The organism is Acinetobacter gandensis (assembly GCF_001678755.1).
In the GTDB taxonomy this organism is placed as follows: domain Bacteria; phylum Pseudomonadota; class Gammaproteobacteria; order Pseudomonadales; family Moraxellaceae; genus Acinetobacter; species Acinetobacter gandensis.
In genome coordinates this window covers 22,864-40,895 of sequence record NZ_LZDS01000027.1, presented here as the reverse complement: position 1 = coordinate 40,895, position 18,032 = coordinate 22,864, and the positions used below count along the sequence as shown (strand labels likewise).

14 protein-coding genes are annotated in these 18,032 nt (G+C 39.8%); 6 read left to right on the top strand and 8 right to left on the bottom strand.

What is annotated here, in order from left to right; translation table 11 throughout:
* Positions 1-139 precede the first annotated feature (139 nt).
* Both A9J31_RS11460 and A9J31_RS11455 read left to right on the top strand, forming a co-directional pair.
* Complete coding sequence (locus A9J31_RS11460; protein ID WP_067765875.1) at positions 140-1,318, top strand: S1C family serine protease; 1,179 nt, start codon at positions 140-142, stop codon at positions 1,316-1,318.
* Positions 1,319-1,459: 141 nt separating this feature from the next.
* A complete protein-coding gene (locus tag A9J31_RS11455) occupies positions 1,460-1,717 on the top strand; it encodes a hypothetical protein (protein ID WP_067765872.1) in 258 nt (85 codons plus the stop codon).
* Positions 1,718-2,027: 310 nt separating this feature from the next.
* Here A9J31_RS11455 and A9J31_RS11450 read toward each other — a convergent pair whose 3' ends face one another.
* The 3 genes from A9J31_RS11450 to lipA all read right to left on the bottom strand — a co-directional run bounded on the left by A9J31_RS11450 (position 2,028) and on the right by lipA (position 6,583).
* Entirely contained in the window at positions 2,028-2,414 is a 387-nt protein-coding gene (locus A9J31_RS11450; RefSeq protein ID WP_067765869.1) for a carboxymuconolactone decarboxylase family protein, read from the bottom strand.
* Positions 2,415-2,599: 185 nt separating this feature from the next.
* Positions 2,600-5,143 (bottom strand): acyl-CoA dehydrogenase, encoded by a 2,544-nt coding sequence (locus A9J31_RS11445; RefSeq protein WP_067765866.1) that lies wholly within the window; start codon positions 5,141-5,143, stop codon positions 2,600-2,602.
* Between the two features lie 426 nt (positions 5,144-5,569).
* On the bottom strand, positions 5,570-6,583 hold the full coding sequence (gene lipA / locus A9J31_RS11440) for a lipoyl synthase (protein ID WP_067765864.1): 1,014 nt from the start codon (positions 6,581-6,583) through the stop codon (positions 5,570-5,572).
* A 208-nt stretch (positions 6,584-6,791) separates the two neighbouring features.
* Here lipA and sthA point away from each other — a divergent pair, with 208 nt between their 5' ends.
* Positions 6,792-8,207, top strand: coding sequence for a Si-specific NAD(P)(+) transhydrogenase (gene sthA, locus A9J31_RS11435; RefSeq protein WP_067765861.1), 1,416 nt, complete (start codon positions 6,792-6,794; stop codon positions 8,205-8,207).
* A 74-nt stretch (positions 8,208-8,281) separates the two neighbouring features.
* Here the strand turns inward: sthA and A9J31_RS11430 are convergent, their stop codons facing one another.
* Positions 8,282-9,151 (bottom strand): LysR substrate-binding domain-containing protein, encoded by an 870-nt coding sequence (locus A9J31_RS11430; protein WP_067765858.1) that lies wholly within the window; start codon positions 9,149-9,151, stop codon positions 8,282-8,284.
* A 161-nt stretch (positions 9,152-9,312) separates the two neighbouring features.
* Between A9J31_RS11430 and A9J31_RS11425 the strand changes: the two genes are divergently transcribed.
* Together A9J31_RS11425 and A9J31_RS11420 are read left to right on the top strand one after the other, a co-directional pair.
* Positions 9,313-10,833 carry a UxaA family hydrolase gene (locus A9J31_RS11425; protein WP_067765855.1) on the top strand — a complete coding sequence of 507 codons (1,521 nt, stop codon included), beginning with the start codon at positions 9,313-9,315 and terminating at the stop codon, positions 10,831-10,833.
* A 171-nt stretch (positions 10,834-11,004) separates the two neighbouring features.
* Complete coding sequence (locus A9J31_RS11420) at positions 11,005-12,018, top strand: 2-keto-3-deoxygluconate permease (RefSeq protein ID WP_067765852.1); 1,014 nt, start codon at positions 11,005-11,007, stop codon at positions 12,016-12,018.
* Between the two features lie 506 nt (positions 12,019-12,524).
* Here A9J31_RS11420 and A9J31_RS11415 read toward each other — a convergent pair.
* The 3 genes from A9J31_RS11415 to A9J31_RS11405 all read right to left on the bottom strand — a co-directional run bounded on the left by A9J31_RS11415 (position 12,525) and on the right by A9J31_RS11405 (position 16,335).
* A complete protein-coding gene (locus A9J31_RS11415; protein ID WP_067765849.1) occupies positions 12,525-13,481 on the bottom strand; it encodes a TauD/TfdA dioxygenase family protein in 957 nt (318 codons plus the stop codon).
* A gap of 350 nt (positions 13,482-13,831) precedes the next feature.
* Positions 13,832-15,040, bottom strand: coding sequence for an MFS transporter (locus tag A9J31_RS11410; protein WP_067765846.1), 1,209 nt, complete (start codon positions 15,038-15,040; stop codon positions 13,832-13,834).
* Positions 15,041-15,252: 212 nt separating this feature from the next.
* Positions 15,253-16,335, bottom strand: a complete 1,083-nt coding sequence (locus A9J31_RS11405; protein WP_067765843.1) for an OmpW/AlkL family protein — start codon at positions 16,333-16,335, stop codon at positions 15,253-15,255.
* 514 nt (positions 16,336-16,849) lie between these two features.
* Between A9J31_RS11405 and A9J31_RS11400 the strand changes: the two genes are divergently transcribed.
* Positions 16,850-17,029, top strand: a complete 180-nt coding sequence (locus tag A9J31_RS11400; RefSeq protein ID WP_067765840.1) for a hypothetical protein — start codon at positions 16,850-16,852, stop codon at positions 17,027-17,029.
* 64 nt (positions 17,030-17,093) lie between these two features.
* On the opposite strand, the gene A9J31_RS11395 is transcribed toward A9J31_RS11400, so the two are convergent.
* A complete protein-coding gene (locus tag A9J31_RS11395) occupies positions 17,094-17,873 on the bottom strand; it encodes an A1S_2505 family phage non-structural protein (protein WP_067765837.1) in 780 nt (259 codons plus the stop codon).
* Between the last annotated feature and the right edge of the window lie 159 nt (positions 17,874-18,032).

The following is an 18,032-nucleotide window of genomic DNA, read 5'->3' as shown; positions in this document are numbered from 1 at the left end:
AATTAAACATTATTTAAATTGTAACTAAAGAATCACAAATCTCTGTGTTTATTTTTAAGTTTGTCGAAAATATTACATTACAATACTGTATAAATTATTTAGTCATCAATGAATTATAAAACTTTTAGAGGATAAAGAAGTGCGCCGGACCTTTACATGGTTACCTTGGGTGTTATTGATACTGGTGATAATTGGTTTTTTGACTTGGCAACAGATTCAAAAGCCTAAAGCACCTGTCGCACCAGATGGGGTAAAAATGCCTGCTGAAAAGGTTGAACCCTTAATCAATACTACGCGTACAGGTGGAGTTGTGTCATATAGTGCGGCAGTAAAAGTTGCAGCACCAGCAGTGGTTAATATTTTTACGACGCAAAAAGTAAAACAGCTTGATCATCCATTGTTAAATGATCCTGTCTATCGCGAATTTTTTGGCAATCAAATCCCTGATCAAAGTAATCAAAATGAAAATAGTCTTGGTTCAGGTGTCATTGTACGCCCTGATGGTTATATCTTGACTAATAATCATGTGATTGCACAGGCAGAACAGATTGTTGTTGCGTTACATGATGGTCGTAGAGCAGAAGCTAGAGTCGTTGGGACAGACCCAGATACTGATTTGGCTGTGATTAAAATTGAGATGGATCAATTACCTGTCTTGCCATTTAAGCTTAGTGGTAATGAAGTGGGTGATGTAGTACTAGCTATTGGTAATCCATTTGGTGTAGGTCAGACGGTTACACAAGGGATTATTTCAGCAACAGGTCGTTCTGATTTGGGTATTAATACCTATGAGGACTTCATCCAAACTGATGCCGCGATTAACCCTGGTAATTCAGGTGGCGCATTGATTGATGTTGCGGGGAATTTAATTGGTGTAAATACCGCAATTTTCTCACAATCAGGTGGTTCACTTGGAATTGGTTTCGCCATTCCAGCCAAAGTGTGTCAGCAAGTACTTAACTCTATTCTCAAAGATGGACGTGTGGTACGTGGTTGGTTGGGAATTAGTTTGCTGCCAATCCAGCAAGAAAATATTTTAGATCCGCGTGTAAATGGTGTAGTTGTTGCTGATGTAATTCGTGATGGGCCTGCGGCTAAAGCTGGTTTAAAACGTGGCGATAAAATCATAAAAGTGAATAATGAGTTGATTACATCAACATCGCATTTGATTAACTACGTCGCTCAGCAAGCACCATTAAGCACAATGCAAATTGACCTTGAACGTGATGGGAAAGCAATGACATTGCCTGTGCAGGTTGGCGAGAGAAAGTTACAAAATCAAAATAGTGATTCGCAATATATTCCATTGCCTCGATAAAGAAAAAATCCCTCACCATGAGGGATTTTTTTTGGTCATAAAATAATTGGTCCGGAATTCAATTTACAAAAAATGCAATGTATTGTCTTGATGAATTGGCTTACTTTAAGTTTAACAAGAATGACATAAGCGTATAAGAAGATGAGTTTTTTACCTGCAGAACATGCCAAAGTACTCTCGAGCCAAGCCAATTTGGATATTTCTTTATACAAGGCGAGATTAGCTTTGTTGATTGAAGATAATGCTAAGCAAGGCAATACAGCAGTATTTACGGTGTTACCAAAGCATCTACCTTTAGAAGAAATCCGGAGTTTATCAGCAGAATTAACTGAATTGGGTTATCAAGTTCGCTTTGAAGTGAACGAGTTTTTTTATAATTTTAATGTGTATTGGCCTTAAGGGATTACAGGTTATCAACCAGTTATATATTTAAAGCATATATTTTAACGGCATATTTTTTGCTGAATGGCATAAATAATTTAGTACATTCAAGATACATGATGTCCTATCAGCTTTATTCATGCCAGTCTGACTCTCAAGCGGCATATGTGGTGCTTTCATCGGGTATAGGTGGGCATGGAGCATTTTGGCAACCGCAAATTACGGTTCTACAATAGTACTTTCATGTGCTGACTGAATAAAAATGGGTTAAAAAGGAATAAAAAACCGCATAAACTGCGGTTTTTTATTTGAAATACTCAGTGAACATTTATTCAATTTTCTGATAGTCATTAATAACTTCAAGTGCGGCGCGAAATGCTTCTTGAGTAGCTGGTGCACCACAGTAGGGGAGACTATGCAACAAAACTTCCTGAATTTCTTCTACACTTGCACCGTTATTCAATGCGCCTCGGACATGGCCTTTCAGTTCAGTTGGACTCTTTTGCGCTACGAGAAAAGCAATTGTAATTAAAGAACGGTATTTGCGTGGTAAAACCCCTTCACGTTGCCATGTTGAACCCCATGCATGTTCATTGATCCAATCTTGTAGTGGCTGTGTGAATGGTACCGTATTGTCTTGTGCACGTTTTACAAAGTGTTCGCCCATGACTTCGGTGCGAACTTTTAAACCATTTTCATAGTCTTGTTGTGACATTTTTAAAGACCCTCAAAGTGTTGTTTTATAATCAAGCCTAAGGGTACGCCTGCTTGATAGATATACTATTGGTCAAAGGTCTAAATGGTGTCCTGTTCAATTGCATTTAAATAAAGATGAAGCGCTGCCTGAGCAGCGCTTTTCAAGATGAATTTAATTGCGACAAAAATGAAGACTTTAATAAATTAAAACCTTAAAAATGCTTCAGGTTCTTGTTTGTTGTCCTGATCGTTTGGATTAGTTTCACTATGCATTTCTTGGTCTTGCTCAGATTGATTTTGCTTTAAGTGTGGATTATGTAAAGGCAAGACTTGATCAAGCTTCATATCGAACACATCCGTTAGCATGCTGTCAAAACGTTTGGCGTTATAGCAAGTCAATTGTTCTGCTTCCTGTGTATTGATAAAACCTTGTAGTAGGGCATCTTGAATATGTTCTTCAAAACTCAAGCCAGAAAACGTTCCTTTGGATTCGGCTTTTTTAAAACGATCCCATAATGGCTCAATCTCAAGTAGCATCAAGAATGTGGATTCCATACGACCTGTTACATCATCAGGCAGAGTTGAGTAATACACATGCTTTTTCAGTTCCTGACGGAAAGCGTTGTCCTCCATCATACTGTCTGCAACTTGTCTTTTAAGTTTGTCTTTAGGCGCATCTAATGGACGTCCAAATGGGAAGCATATAACTTTGATCACACCTGCTGCCATACGCATCGGGAAGTTGGCAAATAAGCCATAAAAAGCTTCTTGTGCATTAAATAACGCTTTTTCTACGGCTAAACGTGCATGTAATTCTTCTGCAGACGTTTTTTTACTGTGTTCAAAGTATTTTAAAATGGCGGTCGCAATAAACAGATGGGCGTGAATATCAGCAAGGCGGCCAGAAAGCATTTCTTTACGTTTAATATCACCGGCCAAAAGTCCTAAGCACATGTCTGCAGTTAAGGCAAAATTTGCACTTAAACGGTTGATGATTTTGTAATAGGGCAAGCTAAATTCCGTTGCACTTTTCGGAGCATCGCTAGAGCCTCCAGTAAACCCATAGGCAAATGAGCGAGCGGTTCGGTTAAAGGTATAGCCCAAATGTTTAAACAGCATGTCATTAAAGGTTTTTAGCGCTGTGTCTTTATCTTCGGATTGTAGGAGTTGTAGTTCTTCAAATAAATACGGATGACAACGCATCGAACCTTGTCCAAATATCATTAAAGATCGACTTAGAATATTGGCACCTTCAACAGTAATCGATACTGGAATGGCTTGATAGTTCAGTGCTAAGAAATTACGTGGCCCCATTTGAATTGCACGACCACCCACAACATCCATCCCGTGATTGACCACTTTACGCATGGTTTCTGTGGCGTAATATTTTGCCATCGCCGTCATAACCGCAGGTTTACCACCTTGATTTAGTCCACACGTGACCAAATAGCGGAATGCTTCAAGCATATAAGCATCACTAGCAATATCACTGGTGGCTTCTTGAACGCCTTCGAACTTACCGACAGAAATTTTAAACTGCTGACGCACGCGAGAAAATGCACCGACATTTAAATACGCCATCTCACCTGCGGCTGTAGATAAGGCGGGAAGTGAAATACCACGGCCCACAGCAAGGCATTCCATCAGCATACGCCAGCCTTTGCCGGCATTTTTTACACCACCGATAATCCAGTCCAATGGAATAAAGACATTTTCGCCATCGACAGTACCATTCATAAAAGGGGAGCCTGGATTATGTCGTGCGCCAACTTTTACACCCGTGTGTGATGCAGGTAAAAGTGCACAAGTAATACCGTATTCTTTTTTGTTGGTATCACCAAGTAAACCATCTGGATCGTACATTTTAAAAGCCAGACCAACCACAGTGGCAATGGGGGCGAGAGTGATCCAACGTTTAGAGAAATTCATGTTGAGGCCAAGCACTTGCTGTCCCTCAAAGTGTCCGTAACACACCACACCGGTATCTGGAATAGCGCCCGCATCAGAGCCTGCTTCAGGACTAGTTAGGCCAAAGCAGGGGATTTCTTCACCTCTAGCAAGACCGGGTAGGTAGCGGTCTTTCTGTGCGTCCGTTCCGTAGTGTAATAATAATTCACCAGGACCGAGTGAGTTAGGCACCATACAGCTCACGGCTGTTGTCAGTGAGCGTGAGGCAATTTTACTCATAATGCGACTTTGCGCGAAGGAGCTAAATTCACGACCACCATACTCTTTGGGAATAATTAAGCCCAAGAAGCCATTAGATTTGATGAATTGCCAAACATGTTCTGGTAGCTCTTTATGTTGATGGTAAATTTCCCATTCATTTAACATGCTACATAGCTGTTCAACTTCATTATCTAAGAACGCTTGCTCTTCATTTGAGAGTTTTGGATAAGGGTAGTTATTAAAGGTTTCCCAATTGGGTGCACCCATAAATAACTCTTTTTCCCACCAACTTGTACCAGAGTCGAGTGCTTCACGTTCGGTACTACTCATGCTCGGCATGGCATTAGCGAGTACTTTATAGGTGGGTTTAGAAATGAATGCCATACGTAAAGGCTCAATCAGCACAACAAGACTGATGAGGATGAGCGGAAGACCGAGCAGTAATGACCACGGGCTGAGTAAGGCAATTAAAACTGATATAACAATGAGTGAAATTGCACCTGTAGTACGAGACAGGCTAAAAAAGAAAACAGCCCAAAGGCTCAAAATCAGAATGAATAGACTGATGATGAAATACATCGCTTACCCTCCAGTTGTCTGTATATACGTAACTTGGATGAGCATTAAATAATTCTATATCAATGCAGTTTCCGCATGCTGTAATACAGTTTCAAAGGCTGGGCTATGTATAGGGAACTGGGTGAAAATTTATAGCAAGTTGGTGACACAGCACCCAACACAGCTTCATCCTTATATGTATTTTTTGTTCAATGTTTTTAAAGTGAAGTACAAGGTTTTTAATGTTCTAAACCTCATGATAAAAATGAACAATCGGCATAGTATTGATAATTCAATATATTTAAAAATAGAGTGAAATTTAATCAATGTAAATTGTGGACTGTGGGATAAATGTAAGGCGAGTGTAATTTTGCAATAAACACAGCAATGAAATGAGCATAAAAAAATCCCTCAAAGGTGAGGGATTTTTTTTATGCTTTAAACGAATTAAGCTTCAATCGTTTGAACAGCAATTTTTTTAGCAGGATCTGTTTTACGACGTACCGCCGGTACAGGTTCACCGTAGTATTGACGGTCTGCAAAGTAACTTGAACGTACCATTGGTGCAGCCCAAATATTACGGAAACCAAGTTTTTGACCATGAGCGGTATAGCGGTCAAACTCTTCAGGCGTTACGAAACGATCGATCGGTGCATGTTCTTTAGAAGGCTGTAAATATTGACCAATAGTCACATAATCCACGCCATGTGCATGTAAATCATCAAGGAGCGCAATAACTTCTTCTTCAGTTTCACCGATACCAACCATCAAACCACACTTGGTTGGAACATCTGGGCAGTATTCTTTAAACATTTTTAATAAATTTAAAGAATGTTGGTAATCTGAACCCGGACGCATTGCTTTATACAAACGCGGCACAGTCTCAATATTGTGGTTAAACACGTCAGGAGGGCATTCCGTCATAATACGTAATGCAACATCCATACGACCACGGAAGTCAGGAACTAAGATTTCCAATAAGGTTTTTGGACTTAAATCGCGTGCTTCTTTAATACAGTCTACGAAGTGCTGTGCACCGCCATCAATCAGGTCATCACGGTCTACAGAGGTGATCACTGCATATTTAAGACCTAAATTGGCAATGGTTTCTGCCATATGACGTGGTTCATCAGGATCAAGTGCATTTGGGCGACCATGTGCAACATCGCAGAATGGGCAGCGACGTGTACAGATGTCACCCATAATCATAAAGGTTGCAGTACCGCCACCAAAGCATTCTGGTAAGTTCGGGCAAGCCGCTTCTTCACACACGGTATGTAATTTTTGTGCGCGTAAAGTTGTTTTGATGCGTTGAACTTCATCAGGAGCTGCCATTTTGACCCGAATCCAGTCAGGTTTGCGAGGCGTTTCAACCGTTGGAATGACCTTCACGGGTATGCGAGCGACTTTTTCTGCGCCACGAAGTTTAACACCCTGTTCAGGTTTACGGTTCTCAGACATATTCAACTTTTCCACTGTTTTTGACGAGGAGATATTCAAAAAAATAGCTGAGTTATTATAGCGGACTTATGCCTAAATAGGGGGAAAACGATATTCATATAATAAATGTTGTTATCACATAATATATGTGAGCTAAATATCCAAAAAAGTTAGGATATACGTCATAATAGAGCCTAGATTAAAGATATATTTGCTTAAGGAGCGTTGAATGCCACGTAAGAAAGAGGTCGTTAGTGGAACATTCGTGAAATACGATGCGGTTGTTCTCGGTTCTGGCCCTGCTGGTGAAGGCGCTGCAATGAAACTTGCTAAATCTGGTAAGCGAGTTGCCATTGTAGATATGCGTGAACAGCTTGGTGGTAACTGTACCCATGTTGGTACTATCCCAAGTAAGGCGCTGCGTCAGACAGTTTCAAGCATTTTACGTTACCAACGTGATCCTATGTTCCAAAAAGTCGGTGACTGGAAACAGTTTACGATGAAGCAGGTTTTACGTAATGCTCATAAAGTGATTCAACAACAAGTTGAAACTCACTCGCGTTTTTACGATCGTAATAAGATTGATATCTATCATGGTCGTGCGTATGTTCAAGATCAAAATACGGTGCTTATTTTTAGCCCAGAAGGCGTTACAGAAACTTTAGTTTTCCAACAATTAGTGATTGCGACAGGTTCTCGTCCTTACCGTCCTGCTGCGCTTGATTTCAATCACCCACGTGTATTTGATTCAGACAAAATTTTGGATCTGGATTATTCAATCCAAAAAATTATTATTTATGGTGCAGGTGTAATTGGTTGTGAATACGCATCAATTTTCATTGGTCTAGACCATAAAGTAGATCTGATTAATACCCAACACAAATTATTAAGCTACTTGGATGACGAAATTTCTGATGCCTTGTCATATCGCTTACGTGAACAGGGTGTGTTGATTCGTCATAATGAGCAAATTGATCATTTGGAAACTCATGATGATCACGTAGTTCTACACTTGCAAAGTGGTAAGAAAATTAAAGCCGATGCCATTTTATGGTGTAACGGCCGTTCTGGTAATACAGATGGTTTAGGGCTTGAAAATGTTGGCATTAAGCCAAATAGCCGTGGTCAACTAACAGTAAACGATCAGTATCAAACAGAAGTAGAAAATATCTACGCTGCGGGTGACGTTATTGGTTGGCCATCACTTGCTTCTGCTGCCTATGACCAAGGTCGTTGTGCAGGTTCAAATATGAGCGGTGAAGAAGGTATCGCACCAGTTACCGATATCCCAACGGGTATTTATACGATTCCTGAAATTTCTTCGATTGGTAAAACTGAGCAACAGTTAACTGAAGAAAAAATTCCGTATGAAGTGGGGCAAGCATCTTTCCGTCATTTGGCACGTGCACAAATTACTGGTGACACCGTGGGTGAGCTTAAAATCTTATTCCATCGTGATACTTTAGAAATTTTAGGCGTACATTGTTTCGGTAATAATGCTTCAGAAATTATCCATATTGGCCAAGCTGTAATGAACAGTCCAAAAAATACCATTAAGTATTTTGTGGAAACGACATTCAACTATCCAACGATGGCTGAAGCGTATCGCGTTGCAACCTTAAATGGTATGAACCGTTTGTTCTAAAATTTTTTGCTAATTAGCATCGAACCCGTAAGTTTAGGCTTGCGGGTTTTTTTGTTGCATCTACTTATAAAAAATCAAGTCCGACATAGCCAGTCAATAAACATTGATGCTTCGTCAGACAAATTCTTTCTGGGGTCGATAATTGCATAATATTGAAAAAGGGGCTCTGCTGTAATGTCGAACAGCTGAACCAGCGTACCCTGATTAATTTGTTTCATGACCAGAGACTCTCTTGCTAATGCCACGCCCCAGCTGTTTTGGGCTGCATGATAAAGTAATGATAAATCTTCAAAACGATGTCCTTGAGTCGGCTCTTTCCAATCCAGATGGGCTTGAATAAACCAAGACGACCAAGGTTCCAGATAACTTCTAAGAAAATCACAGTTTTCTAAATCTCTAGGCTGGCGAATATTTTTGCTTTTGACATAGTAAGGAGAAGCGACTGGAAAGATAGTATCTCTGCTGATCTGGCGGCTTTGCATGCCTGGGTATACACCACTACCATATCGGATATCGAAATCAACTTTGCTAATTTCATAGTCCAATTGTGATTTTGCGATTTCAATTGCAATCTCAATATTCGGATATTGATCTAGAAAATCTTTTAATCGAGGCAGCAAATAAATATTCGCAAAGGTAGGAGGTGAAGAAATGGTAATGGTTTTTTTATATAGGTTATGCGAATTAATTTTATTTAAATTATCTAAAGAAACTAGAGCTTCCTTAACTGCCAAGTAATAGGAAGCACCTGCAGCATTTAAATTCAGCTTGCGTGTGGTGCGTTCAAATAAAATGGTATTGAGGAGTTTTTCCAGAGTTTGAATTCTATGTGAAATAGTGCTTCGAGTAACATTCAGCTCATCGGCAGCTTTGGAAAAAGAGGAATGCCTGACTACAGCTTCAAAAGCATAAATAAGATGCAGAGGAGGGATTCTTGCAGACATGGATTGTCCAATCTGATTCAACAATGTGTGTAGTAAATATCACAGATTGTCAAAAATAAAAAGACTATGATGAAAATCAATCAGGCATTTGATGTTTGATCACGCCAGCGAAAGGCATGGAATTTATGTCAAACAGTCAGCATTTAGAAAGGAAGCACGCAATGACGAATCTATCTCATATTCTTCAATTACATCCTAATGATAATATTGCAATTGCAAAAACCCATTTAGCCCCACAGACCATAGTTTCCGAACAAATGGTTACTCTGGAAGAAATTCCCGCTGCCCATAAAGTTGCGCTGGAAAATATTTTTCAGGGTGATGCCATTTTGCGTTATGGACAGATTATTGGCTTTGCTACCCGCGACATTAAAGCGGGCGAACATGTGCATGTACACAATCTGGCCATGGCCGATTTTGACCGTGATTATGCCTTTGGAGAAAATGTAATTCCGGTGACCGCTGCACCGCAGTCGCGTACTTTTTTAGGCATAAAACGTGCGGATGGCCGTGTGGCGACACGAAATTATGTTGGCGTGATCAGTACTGTGAATTGTTCAGCTACGGTGGTTAAAAAAGTCGCTCAATATTTTGACCGTCCTGAAATGATGGACAAATATCCAAATGTGGATGGCGTAGTGGCACTGTCGCATAGTTTTGGTTGCTGTATTGACCATCATGGAGAGGGACTCAAACAATTACGTCGTACCATTGCAGGTTATATGGAACATCCTAATTTTGCTGCCGTCGTTATCGTCGGGCTGGGATGTGAAGCTAACCAGTTGAAACCGCTGCTCCAATCTAAAAACCCTGAATATGCCAGCAAAATTAAACCATTGGTGATGCAGGATGAAGGCGGTACACAAAAAACGATTGATAAGGCTATTGCACTGGTAGAAGAAATTTTGCCTGAAGCCAACCAGATTGCTCGCGAGCCATTGCCATTGTCGCATTTATGTGTGGCTTTACAGTGTGGTGGTTCTGACGGCTATTCAGGTATTACCGCAAACCCTGCCTTGGGTGTAGCAGTAGATCATTTAGTCGCTCAGGGTGGTACCGCAATTTTGTCTGAAACACCCGAGATTTACGGAGCAGAACATTTGCTGACTCGTCGCGCAGTCAATACTGAAGTTGGACATAAACTTGTAGATTTGATTCATTCCTGGGAAGCTTATGCCGACCGTGAAAAGGGCAGTATTGATAACAATCCGACGCCCGGTAATAAGGCAGGTGGATTAACCACGATTCTGGAGAAATCTTTAGGTGCTGTAGCCAAAAGTGGTTCAACGCCATTAAAAGGCGTATACCGTTATGCAGAAACGATTGATACTCACGGTCTGGTGTTTATGGATGCACCGGGTTATGACCCGATGGGTGCTACTGGTCAGATTGCAGGGGGTGCAAATCTGGTGGCGTTTACTACAGGACGTGGTTCATGTTTCGGGGCTAAACCCTCACCTTCGATCAAGATCGCGACCAATACTGCCATGTATGACCGAATGCTAGACGATATGGATATTAACTGTGGAAATATCATGGAAGGCACTTCCAGCGTAGCGGAAAAAGGGCTGGAAATATTCGAAATGCTTATTCGTGTGGCTTCGGGTGAAAAAAGTAAGAGTGAAGCACTGGGGATTGGCGGTGAAGAATTTGTACCATGGATGATTGGTGCGCAGATGTAAAACGAAAAATGATCAATAAGAATTATGGTTTTGATCTGCACCACAGTCATATTTATCTATCTGTTTAAAAGCAAATACAGATAATGAAGACTGTCTGAAATATATTCGGATGATTATTTCTGGATGAAAGCCATAACTCTTCAGAATGGAAATTTGAGGGAGTTTTAAGAAATGGAAATAAAAAAATTTATAGATAAAGTTCCAGGTGGAATGATGTTGATTCCACTTTTATTAGGCGCAACAATTCATACCTTTGCTCCAGATACCGCAGAGTATTTCGGCTCATTTACCAAGGGTATTATTACAGGTGCAGTACCAATTTTAGGCGTTTGGACCTTTTGTCTCGGAGCGTCTATCAATGTCCGTGCAACCGGTACCGTGGTTAGGAAAGCAGGTGCAGTGATTGGTGCAAAATTATTGGTCGCATGGATGCTGGCACTCATTTTAGGTTTCCTGATGCAACCCAATGAAATGTTGAGCATGCCTCTATTTGCTGGCTTTTCAATTCTTGCCATTGTTGTTGCATTTGATATGACCAATGCCGGTCTTTATTCCTCACTGACTTCTCAATACGGAACAAAAGAAGAGGCCGCTGCGGGAGCACTCATCGGAATTGAATCTGGACCTTTGTTTACCATGTTAATTCTGGGTTCAGCCGGGGTAGCTTCTTTTCATCCTGCTGCGCTGGTCGGCGTCGTATTACCATTTTTGTTCGGTTTTCTCTTAGGAAACTTGGATGAAAAAATGAGGGATTTTTTTGCTCCAGCGGCTAAAGTCATGATTCCTTTTTTTGGCTTTGCCTTAGGGAACAGTATTAATTTTAGTCTAATTCTGGAAACAGGATTGCCAGGCATTATTCTTGGCGTAGCTGTGGTAATGGTTTCAGCTCTTTTCCTGATTCCTGCAGATATATTTTTGGCTAAAGGTAATGGAACTGCGGGAATAGCGGCCTCAAGTACTGCAGGTTCTGCAGCAGCTACCCCTATGCTGATTGCTCAGGTGGCTCCACAATTTGAAGCGGTAGCCCCCGCAGCAACAATATTAATTGCAACCTGCGTCGTCATTTCAGCCATTATGGTTCCTATATTAACCTCTATATGGGCGAAAAAGTTTGCTCATAAAGTTGATCATTTTAGAGCTAAAAAAGTGCTTCAGGTCGACTGTCCAGAAATTACCGAAACCTAACTTTTTATTATTTGTTAATACTATGCTTTAAAAAATGTTCTAAACAATTAATTTGATTTCAGCTTCTTGTGTAGATAAAAATTGATAGTGCTATAGATATTAAAATGGTATGCAAAATTAGTTCATAAACTTTAATCCCTAAAAAAATTATTACCTGTAAGTGAAGGCTTACGGGTTTTTTATTTTTCAATGCATATTTTTTAGATAAAATTTCTAGATGTCCGTGTTGATGTAATATTTTTAATCCAGTTAAATATTCAGATGCAATTGCTAATTTCCCTTATTTTTTAAAACAGAGATGAATAAGTACAAATAATAAAGTTATCTTCTCATACGCATACTTCTAATAAAGAAAAATTAAAGAGAAAATAATTTAAAAAGGTTCGCTTCGCAAAGATAGAAATTCTGATTAAGTAAATTAAGGCATCATGGCGAGTTATTTTTGTTTTACATGATGCCCAAAAAAGTTGTTGTTATTATCTGACTTTTGCGCTGTATAACGGTTTTTAAAATGGACGTCCTCCTGCAAGACTAATGCGTTTCAGTAAACGGCGCTGTTCAGCCGGGAAAGGGCGGCGTGAATGTAGCGTCACTTGATTGTCCCAAAATACGACGTCGCCTTGTTGCCATTGATGTTCATAACGGAATTCTGGTTTCAATAGATGTTCACGTAATGAAGCAATTAACTCACTTCCTGCCTGATCATCATAATTGACCAACTCAACTTCTGAGCGCTCATTTAACCACAAACCTTTACGACCACTTTCAGGATGGGTGCGTACAAGCGGGTGTGGATACGCGTGACCTACAATAGGTTGATCTTTAAAACGATACAGTGGGGTTGATCCATAACCATTGGTACCTTTGTTACTTTTGGCGCGGACAAACGGATTGTAAGTAATTAATTGTAATTGATCTAAATGCTGCTTGGTTGCGTCGTCCAATGCTTCATAGGCACGAATAGTGTTAAACCAAGAAGTTTGACCGCCATCTTGAGGGAGCTCAATGGCATAGAGTAGAGATCCAAACGAAGGTAGTGGTGTCCATTGATGGTCTGCATGCGCTGCCAATTCGCCATGTCCCGTGTAGTCACCCTTACCGACAGCATTGGAAACCGGAACCACATCGGGCGGTGTACCTGTTTCATCTTGTGACGCTAATACAGGAATGTCTGCACCTGGGCGGAAGATAGAGCCAAAGTAACTCGCAAAGGCTAAATACTGTAGATCATCTAAAGTTTGTTGTTTAAATATTAGAATTAAGTGCTCAGCTAAAGCTTGTTTTAAACGATAAATGGTTTCACCAGATTGCGCTTTACGTGCATCTAAACCATACACAACTGCCCCCAAAGCTTGGTCATGCTGTGGTTCAATACGAATTTCAGAACCATCTTGAAATTGTTCTGCTTGATGCCAGCGAGGAGCATCGTGAATGGCTTGTGAAAGTTGTGTAAGTGCCGTCATTTCAAAAGTTCTCAATTTGTTATCTGTTGAGCACTAATCTAGGAAATAAAAAAGCAGATGAAAAATCAAAAAATATTCTAAGTTTATGAATAAATAGATTATTTATACTAAGATGCTGAAAATGCAGCTTTTATTTAATACTGTGATTTTTAGCGAAAAAACTGCTGTAGTTCTGTTGAAAAAACAGCAGTAGTATTAACTTTATCAAGTGATCAGGGCTGGTTTAGTGTGCACAAAAGGCTTGATTAAAATATTCAAATAATTCAGGCGTGTGTGACCATAACGCGAAAGCCAGTGCAAAAAGCAGAATGAGAGCCGCTACAATAACTGTTCGAAGCCAAATCATAGAATCAGTCATTTATGACATTCTCCTCATTTACAAAGAAATGTACCAATACACCAAATATGCTTAATGCAATGGAAAACATCCAAACCGCATTATAGTTACCGGTCATATCGTGGTTCACACCACCCAGCCAGCCTCCAAAGAATGACCCAACTTGATGGGTGAAAAATACAATACCACTGAGCATTGATAAATATTTAACACCAAACATATTGGCTACAATGCCATTGGTTAAAGGTACAGTAGAGAGCCATAATAAGCCCATAATGATACCAAAGGCATAGATTGTCCATGTGCTAAGTGGTAGCAATAAGAAGGCAATAATGGCAATGCCACGGAGTCCGTATAAACCCATCAATAGTTTAGGTTTAGAGTACTTTCCACCAAGCCAGCCAGCTGTATAGGTACCGACAATATTAAACAAACCGACTAAGGCTAAAAAGATAGTGCCAGTTGTTGCATTAAAACCATGGTCAATTAAATAGCCGGGCAAGTGAATACCTATAAATACTACCTGAAAACCGCAGACCAAAAAGCCTAAGGCCAAAAACCAAAATGGTTTATGCTCCCAAGCCAATTTTAATATTTGTTTAAAGCTGAGTGACGTCTCGTTCGTACTGCTAGTCGGTGACACATACATTGGTGCTTTAAGCATCCATGCTAAAGGAATAATTAAAGCAATTAAAATGGCACTGACCACTAATGCAGATGACCAACCGAATTTTTGAAGTAACAGAAGTGTAGAGGGCAGCATAATAAATTGCCCGAATGAACCTGCCGCACTTGCAATCCCCATGGCTAAACTACGTTTCTCAGGATGCGCTGCTCGACCCACTGCTGAAAGTAAAATAGGGAAAGAGGTTGCTGATAGAGCTAAACCTAAAATTAAACCTGCACTTAAGTTGAGTAATAAGCCTGTAGAACTGACCGCCATGAGCAACAGTCCAATGGTGTAGAGTGCACCACCCGCAGCCACCACAATTTTACTGCCATATTTATCTGCCAAAGCACCTGTGATTGGTTGAACCGCACCCCAAATGAGGTTTTGCATGGCAATTGCTAGACTGAAAACATTATGTCCCCAACCAAACTCATCACTCATCGGGACAAGGTATAAACCAAAAGCATGACGTACGCCTAAAGACAATGCCAAAATAATGGCACTACCTATGAGCATATATATGAGTGGTTTAGAAAAGTGAGTATCAGACATAACTCAGTCTACATTTTTAAATTTGTACTCATGGTATTCGATTCATCGTTTACTTACGATTAAAATTAATTCACCAAACAATAAAATAAATTTATAAATTACCGATAAAACAATTGAGATATCGAAGGTTTGGCAAAGCTTTGTGAAAGATGAATATAAATATGAACAATAAAAAAGACGACCGAAGTCGCCTTATGAGTATTTCATTGTAATTAGAAACGCATACCAATGCCGGCATAGGCAAGAATAGGATTCACTTCAATATCAGCCTTAGATTTGATGAGTTCTCCATGTGTCGCATCTGTGACTGTAATTGTTGTTTCATTTTGGAGATGTGCATAGCTGACAGAGCCAACAGCAAACCATTTATCATTAAAGTCATAAGTGAAACCAACAGTGGCAACTGGTGCAAATGCATCTGTCGCTTCTAAATCTACTTTTGGATTCGCTTTACTTGGTTTACCTTCAAGAGATGCGCCGGCATTTCCTTCTTTAATGTTGGCAATCATGTGACCTGCTGCGATTAAGTCTTTTTCAATTTGTGGATTCATTTCCAGTTCATTGAAATATGCATACATCACACCCAAACCAACATAGGGACGGAATTTATTCACGCCAGTTTTACCAAAGTGATATTGGATCTCTGCTGCCGGTGTCCATGCACGAGCTGAAGCTGCTGCACCATGCGCGCCAAGATCAGTAATAAAAATATCGTTTTGAAGATCAATATTTAAAAATTCTAAGGGTAAGTTACCAATTTGTGGTGTGGCCACAGCAGAGAAAGGTGCATAAATTTTGCCTTTACCCTGTAAGTCTACTTTAGGGGGAATACCGGCTTTCATTTCAAAGGAAACGTTATCGGTAAAGAAGTAATTGGTCATGATACCCAAGGTCGTGACATCATCTGCTTCCAGACCTGTACCTGGGTTATTCCATTCCTCCAGCCCCTGAATCTGTGAGCTACCACTGAGTCCGCTTCCCAACTGACCGCCGGTAAAAAAGCCTAAACCTTTTAAAACGGTGGCAAGCGCAGTCTGGTTGACCTCCGGATTAAGGTTGTTTAAGACAGTATCGACCTGAATATCACCATTCTTGGAAACTTCACCATTTTTAACTGCAGTATTGACTTGGAAGGGTTGGGCTTTACCTTGCGGCATAACATGTAGAGCACCTACAGAAACTGAAAAACGCTTAAAGCCATCGCCATCTTTTAAACTAAAATATGGTGAGTCGGCATGACTGAGGATAGGAAGGGCAGCCATAGACGCAGCAATGCACAATACACTTTTTTTCATTTTAAAGGACTCCATGTCCGTAAATTGATAATAATTTTTCTAAGAGCCCATTATTCAAAATTTATACTTGTGGAAATGTTATAGATATCAATAGATCAAGTAAGCTTCCTGTAACAAAGTAAGAAAAATGTTTTATCCTTTAACTTTAGTGAAGTGTTTGTGTAACAAATAAGCAGTTTTGATCTATTTTATTTATGGCTATCTATTTGTTAAATATGATTTTAATTGACTTTTTTGACAGGGTGCTTAGCTATTTAGGTCAATACAATTAATGTACTTTTCAAGAAAAATTTATGGGCTTATAAAGATTGTTCTCTAAAAAGACTTTTAAAGCTGATGTTCGTTGGTTGATAGTTGGATGAACATTTTGTTCAAACAAATTATTTTGATGAATTACATTGCTTAGCCTCATCAATTGCGGTTTTCACTTGTAAGGCTTTTTAAAAATGTAGTGCGATTAGCCGCGATGCTATTTTTTTTGTACAATAGCGGCAGATTTGATTGAGTTATTCCAATGAGTACGCAAAACCCTCCCAAGAAGAAGGCTATTGTTAATTTGCCTTTTCCAGTGAAAAAAGTTGAAGAAAATTCTTCTGATGAAGTATTTGAAGACATGCGCCCAAAACCACAGCGTTATGCTGACCGTACATGGATGCCGCCACGCGGAACGCGTCGCTCAATGGGTAAACGTTAAACTTAAAAAAGCCAGTCTAGTGACTGGCTTTTTTATAAGTGTATTTATGTAGGTGATATAAAAATTATTTACGTGCTTTATTGGCAGGACGTGGTGGTTGAATTTCACGTTTTGCCGTCCAAACATCAGCAAAATCTTGTTCATTGATATTGTAGAGCTCTAGTAGCGCAAGAATGACGCCACCAAAAATCATTGGGCCCTCAGAGTTAGATTGAAACTCAAAAATTTTGCCATTGAGTGCATGCAGAATATCTTCAATTTCAAAAATACGATCTCGGCCATTACTGTCGGTTGGGTACATTTGAGTATTTAATAGAATTTTAGCCAAACTCTTTTCGTTTTCACTGAGTGCAAGGACCTCAACCAATTGATCCGTTGCAGGTGCAAAAATGACAGAGTCACGATAAATTGTGTGTAGCAGCTTTGATGTTAATTTTGGTAGAGGCTTTTCAACAAAAGGACGGAAAGAGATAGGGAAGATGACATTGTGTGAAATGCCTTTAAACATTGGGGCAATTTCTTCAACTTTATAGCCCGCGATGCCGCAGCCTATAGAGGTGATGAAGTATTTCATTTTAGGATGATTTTTTGTATATATTTTAAAATCATCAACATAATGTTGAATTTGTGAAAGTGGCATTTGTTGTAAATGCTCATTCATGGTCGGTATCGCAAAACTTTGCCCAGCCCAACCACGCCCAACACCTTTCATAGCACCAAAATGTTCAAGGGCTGTACGTGCAGCACCGCCAGCATGTTCGCCAGCCATGTTGCTACCAAAAACAAAAATGGTGTCTTCAGCTAAATCTTTAACAATGCTTTCATCATGATAGTGGTAAGTCATACAGTTTTATCTTCATCATCCTTTTATTCATGTTGCAGCTGAAAGGCTGATTGGTCAAGTATCAAAATAGGCTTAAACAGGTATGGTTCAGTTAATTTTCATCTGATATCTGGGTTGAAAACTTTTTATGAATCATAAGTTTCATCTAACTATAAATTG